Below are 4,651 nucleotides of genomic sequence, written 5' to 3' on the forward strand. Positions count from 1 at the left end.
CTCCGGCTTCAGTATCAGGGCGCCTGGGACCTCTCCTTCAACTATCTTCTTCACAATCTCATTAGCGTCTTCACGTGTCAAATCAGGGAGTCCTTGGCAATCCTTTGCCGTTGTAGCGATGACTGGCGCCTTAATGCTTTGTGCCTCCTTAAGCACATCAGTCCTTATACACTGCTCATCCACTACGATGACATCTGGTACGCCGCTTCGTATGAATCTCAGCTGCCAGGACAGCGGCCCAACGATCTTAGCCTTGGGGTTATATCTGGTTAGATCGTGTGCGGTGCAGCATATCCCAGCCACCTCAACTTTACCCATCAACCCGTGGTCCTGAAGGTAGTCGATTATGTGGGCTGCGGGTGGCACGTTATGCCCAATCACCAAAACCATAGGTTTTGTGGAGTCTATGGTACCCATGCCCAGCTCTACGAGAGGTGCATCGGGGTCTGCTTTCGGGTAGCCTAGGGCTGAAATCTGCGCTATATCAGCAACCTCCATTCCGACGTGATCGATCATGCCTGCGTGGAAGACCTTTGACTCAAAGTCTATGTTGTCCCCCTCTTGACCAGTGTGGGTTGCTGCGAGAAGCTGCACAATCTCTCTTTCTAAATATGATAGAACCTCTTCTAGGTCACCTATCTTCTTAGGTCTGACTCCGCAGACAAGCCTAGTGACCGGGGCTTCTATCTCCACCCCAACCTTTGAGCCTACATCGATAGGCGCATCCCTCCCAAACCTCTCTATCAAATACTCGACGAGGTGCCTAGCGTGCCCTACGTGTGTTGCAGCTCCGATACAGCAGGCAAGAAGCACTATACGGGACTGCTGAGCCCAGATATCAAGCCCACAGGCTCCTCTCTTACCAGCGGTCAGATCACATTTACCCATTGTGCATAGGCAGCATACGTCACAGTAGGGCAGGTAGACTGGCTTATACCTCTGCAGCAGCTTGTGATCCCAGCTCCTAAGATCTGTTACAGTTGGGAATGGTGTCGGGCCTATCTTCTCCTCCCATTCTTCTTCGATAATTCTCCCCAGCGATATTTCTAAGTTGGAGAACTGGATCGAGGGTGTCTGCACCTTATCCACTTTAATCCTCACGTTTTGCATATCATATCCTCTATGCTTAGGACAAGTTTATTATGTTAGACAATATAGACTATATACCATATACACCAATCTGCAAAGAAAAAATTCACACCTATCTAACATGGTTCACTAGCAGTACCGGTAGCCACGGTAGCCTACTGACTATCCTAATCCCTATACTACTTCTCTGGACCAGTGTACTTTTGAGTAATCTCTCTAACCACACCAGCAGCTATAGTCGTACCCATATCTCTCAGCGCAAATCTACCGAGCTCAGGGAACTCCTTGAAGGTCTCTATGCATAGAGGTCTGAGGGGAGCTATCCTAACTAGCGCTGAGTCACCCGTCTTAATAGACTTAGGCTTCTCCTCTACTGGTTGGCCGGTCCTAGGATCTATCTTAGCTATGATCTCCTTGATGGTAGCAGCTACTTGGGCTGTATGAGCGTGCAGCACAGGTGTATAGCCAGCCGCTATAGCTGTCGGGTGGTAAACCACTATGATCTGAGCAATAAACTCCTTGGCTACTGTAGGTGGATTATCGGGCTTACCCACGACGTAGCCACGCTTAATATCACGCTTATCTACGCCTCTAACGTTGAACCCTATGTTGTCACCAGCTATAGCTTCTTGGATAGGTGTGTGGTGAGTCTCTATAGACCTAACTTCAGCGATTATGCCTGGAGGCATAATTATCACCTTATCACCAACCTTCATTCGCCCAGTCTCGACCCTACCCACAGGCACCGTACCGACACCTGTAATAGAGTATACGTCTTGTATAGGGATCCTCAGCGGCTTATCAACAGGCTTCTCAGGTAACGTGAGCTGGTCAAGCGCTTCGAATAGTGTTGGACCAGTGTACCATGGCATTTTATCAGAGCGTCTGACTAGGTTTTCACCAGTCCAGCCTGAGCCTGGTATGAAAGGTATCTTCTTAACATCATAGCCCACACTCTTAAGCAAGTTTTCGGTAATAGCCTTAATCTCATCATACCGCTCCTTACTGTAGTTCACTGTCGGATCATCGAACTTGCTGAAGAAGACTATAATCTGGTTTACACCGAGTGTACGCAGTAGGAAAGCGTGCTCCCTCGTTTGTCCACCCGGACCTACACCTACTTCAAACTCACCCTTCTTCGCCGATATCACTAAGACAGATGCGTCGGCTTCACTCGCTCCAGTTATCATATTCTTTATGAAGTCTCTGTGCCCCGGCGCATCGATAAGTGTGAAAAAGTATTTTTCGGTCTCGAACTTCTGAAAGGCAAGGTCTATGGTGACACCTCTTTCACGCTCATCCTTCAAACTATCAAGTACCCAAGCATACTTGAAGGTGTCACCAGCGCCTGTCTTCTCCGATTCTTTAGCGTATTCCTCGATGGTCCTGGCATCAACTACCCCTAGGTCGAATAGGAAGTGGCCCATAGCGGTTGACTTACCGTGGTCTACGTGTCCTGTTATTACGAGGTTTAGATGAGGCTTCTCAGGCATTTACGCTACACCCTTCGCATCCACTTGGCAGTAAATCTGATTATTTAACTGTTTTTTTGAGTTAAAGGCTAGGTTCACCTTAGCTAACGCGCGTAGAAATTCCTCTATGGCTGTTTGTTATGTAGTGATGGATGAAGAAGTATGCTACAATCTCTGTCCCTGAAGAGGTAAAGAAGATTCTTCAAGAGGCTAAGGGTAGGGTTGAGTGGGGAGATTTCCTACTTAAGCTATACGAAGAAGCTAGAAGGAGGAGGGGTGAAGAGGCGTTCAAAAGATTGGCTGAAACACTCACAGAAGATGAACTCAAAGGCTTGATCGAGTCAAGTAGGGAATTCAGAGAAAGGTTCGTGCTGCGATGAAGCTGCTGGACACGAACACACTTATAGAGAGGCTCAAGAAGCAAAGATACGAGCCGAACGCCATCTCAATAATAACACTGATTGAAGTCTTAAGGGGGTTGGATGATAAGAAGAGAGGGCTCGTCAAGCAGCTGCTCGAAGAGAGCTTTGAGGTAAAAGGTTTAGATAATGAGATCATTCAAACGTACTGCAGAGTATACCAGAAGCTCAAGAAGAAGGCTACACCACTGCCTGACGCCGATCTACTTATAGCAGCAACAGCCATAACCAACAACCTACCACTCGTAACCAGAGACGAACACTTCAAATATTTGAGAGAGTTTGGCTTGGAACTTGAGGAGGCGTAACATATATCGCATACTTCAAAGGTTACGCTTCTCCCTTTCTTCGATTTCTTTCCTCACCCTCTCCAGCTCAGACCTCAGCCACACCTCGTAGCTCCTTAACTCGGAGAGCTCCTCTTCAACAGACCTCTTCTTCCACAACACCACACCCGGAGGGAAGAATCCGAAGGCCCAGCGAACCCCACTCGATTTGAGCGCGGAACGCATAAGATAGATGAAGAGTGCAGCGAACACTACAAAGATCAGAAGAGATAACAACAGAACTAGCCACACAGCCTCACCTTCGCTAATCAAGACAACTGGGAGTAAGAACATAGCCCCAACACACCGATCTTATTTCTTCTATCACACTTAAATTTTAGCGTTAACGTAAAGCGCTCTGCGTTTTGTCTTCGGGGGCTACGTGGTTTGAGGAGATGAGCGTAGCTGAGGGGGTCAGCTTCATATTTTTCGGCGACTAAACTCCAGCATTTATGGCTTTGAGCCTTCTTTACCTTGAAGCCATAGCTATGCGTTCTTGTTCATTCTTCTTCTTTATCGCGTAGCTATTAGGGTCGTTGTTCGCTGCTAAGATGATCTCTTCTGCTAACGCTTCTTCAACGCTCTTAGGTGTTGAGAAGCAGGCTTCTCTCACACCCTCAGATATGAATCTGAGCGCCAAGTCCACTCTTCTTAAAGGCGACACGTCTACGGAGACGTGATAGACTACTCCTCCGTAAGCTATCCTTGTTGTGTCTTCGTTTGGCGAAGCGTTCTCAATAGCCTTCACAACCACGGCGACAGGGTTCTGCCCAGTCTTTAAATGAATTATATCAAGCGCGCTCTTGACTATGTTTATCGCCTTCATCTTCTTACCACCCATCCTCCCAGTGTTTTTGGCATATTTCCTACCGAAGTGCATCATAGAGTTGACTAACCTCTCTATGATATTGACCTCCGCCTTACCGAACTTCTTATGCTCATGTCTACCAAAAGAGGTTGGTACGAGCATAGGTTTTAGGGATATAACCCGCTTAAGACCAGGGTCTGTCACTACAACTTCAGATAGATCCCATTTGTTAAAGAGCTTTATCTGCTTAGATAACTCCTGCTGTAAAGCCGCTTTTTCAGAGGACATACTCTCTCCTTCACCAACCTACCTTCTAGGCTTCTCCTTCCTCCCAAGCACAAGCTCCTTAAGTGAAACACCATTCACCTTAAAGACAACCCACCTCACACCCGGTATGTCGCCCATAGAGCGCCCCATAGAGCCACCTATCCCCTGCACGTGAACCTCATCGTGCTCATCAACATAGTTAAGCGCCCCATCCCCAGGAAGAAAGGCCGTAATCTGCTTACCGTTCTTAACGAGCTGAACCCTCACGCA

Annotated in this window: 7 protein-coding genes; 2 read left to right on the forward strand and 5 right to left on the reverse strand. The window is 47.7% G+C overall.

Annotated features, from left to right (window positions below; all coding sequences use genetic code 11):
* Nucleotides 1-1,110: acetyl-CoA decarbonylase/synthase complex subunit alpha (locus HA494_08810; GenBank protein ID NHV97864.1), on the reverse strand; the 1,110-nt coding region annotated here is incomplete at its 3' end.
* A gap of 158 nt (nucleotides 1,111-1,268) precedes the next feature.
* Nucleotides 1,269-2,582 (reverse strand): translation elongation factor EF-1 subunit alpha, encoded by a 1,314-nt coding sequence (gene tuf, locus HA494_08815; GenBank protein ID NHV97865.1) that lies wholly within the window; start codon nucleotides 2,580-2,582, stop codon nucleotides 1,269-1,271.
* 131 nt (nucleotides 2,583-2,713) lie between these two features.
* Here tuf and HA494_08820 point away from each other — a divergent pair, with 131 nt between their 5' ends.
* Both HA494_08820 and HA494_08825 read left to right on the forward strand, forming a co-directional pair.
* On the forward strand, nucleotides 2,714-2,941 hold the full coding sequence (locus HA494_08820; GenBank protein NHV97866.1) for a hypothetical protein: 228 nt from the start codon (nucleotides 2,714-2,716) through the stop codon (nucleotides 2,939-2,941).
* Nucleotides 2,938-3,288, forward strand: coding sequence for a type II toxin-antitoxin system VapC family toxin (locus HA494_08825; protein NHV97867.1), 351 nt, complete (start codon nucleotides 2,938-2,940; stop codon nucleotides 3,286-3,288). Before HA494_08820 ends, HA494_08825 begins: the two co-directional genes overlap by 4 nt.
* 15 nt (nucleotides 3,289-3,303) lie before the next feature.
* On the opposite strand, the gene HA494_08830 is transcribed toward HA494_08825, so the two are convergent.
* The 3 genes from HA494_08830 to rps12P all read right to left on the reverse strand — a co-directional run.
* A complete protein-coding gene (locus tag HA494_08830) occupies nucleotides 3,304-3,558 on the reverse strand; it encodes a hypothetical protein (GenBank protein ID NHV97868.1) in 255 nt (84 codons plus the stop codon).
* A 217-nt stretch (nucleotides 3,559-3,775) separates the two neighbouring features.
* The gene (locus HA494_08835) at nucleotides 3,776-4,402 is read right to left on the reverse strand and encodes a 30S ribosomal protein S7 (protein NHV97869.1); all 627 of its coding nucleotides are present in this window, start codon (nucleotides 4,400-4,402) and stop codon (nucleotides 3,776-3,778) included.
* A gap of 18 nt (nucleotides 4,403-4,420) precedes the next feature.
* Nucleotides 4,421-4,651: 30S ribosomal protein S12 (gene rps12P / locus HA494_08840; GenBank protein ID NHV97870.1), on the reverse strand; the 231-nt coding region annotated here is incomplete at its 5' end.

The organism is Nitrososphaerota archaeon (assembly GCA_011605775.1).
In the GTDB taxonomy this organism is placed as follows: Archaea; Thermoproteota; Nitrososphaeria; order Nitrososphaerales; family JAAOZN01; genus JAAOZN01.

Excerpts from the sequence above, each read along its gene's own strand:
- HA494_08825 (NHV97867.1), top strand. The coding sequence starts at position 2,938 with ATGAAGCTGCTGGACACGAACACACTTATAGAGAGGCTCAAGAAGCAA.
- HA494_08820 (NHV97866.1), top strand. The coding sequence starts at position 2,714 with ATGAAGAAGTATGCTACAATCTCTGTCCCTGAAGAGGTAAAGAAGATT.
- tuf (NHV97865.1), bottom strand. The coding sequence starts at position 2,582 with ATGCCTGAGAAGCCTCATCTAAACCTCGTAATAACAGGACACGTAGAC.
- HA494_08835 (NHV97869.1), bottom strand. The coding sequence starts at position 4,402 with ATGTCCTCTGAAAAAGCGGCTTTACAGCAGGAGTTATCTAAGCAGATA.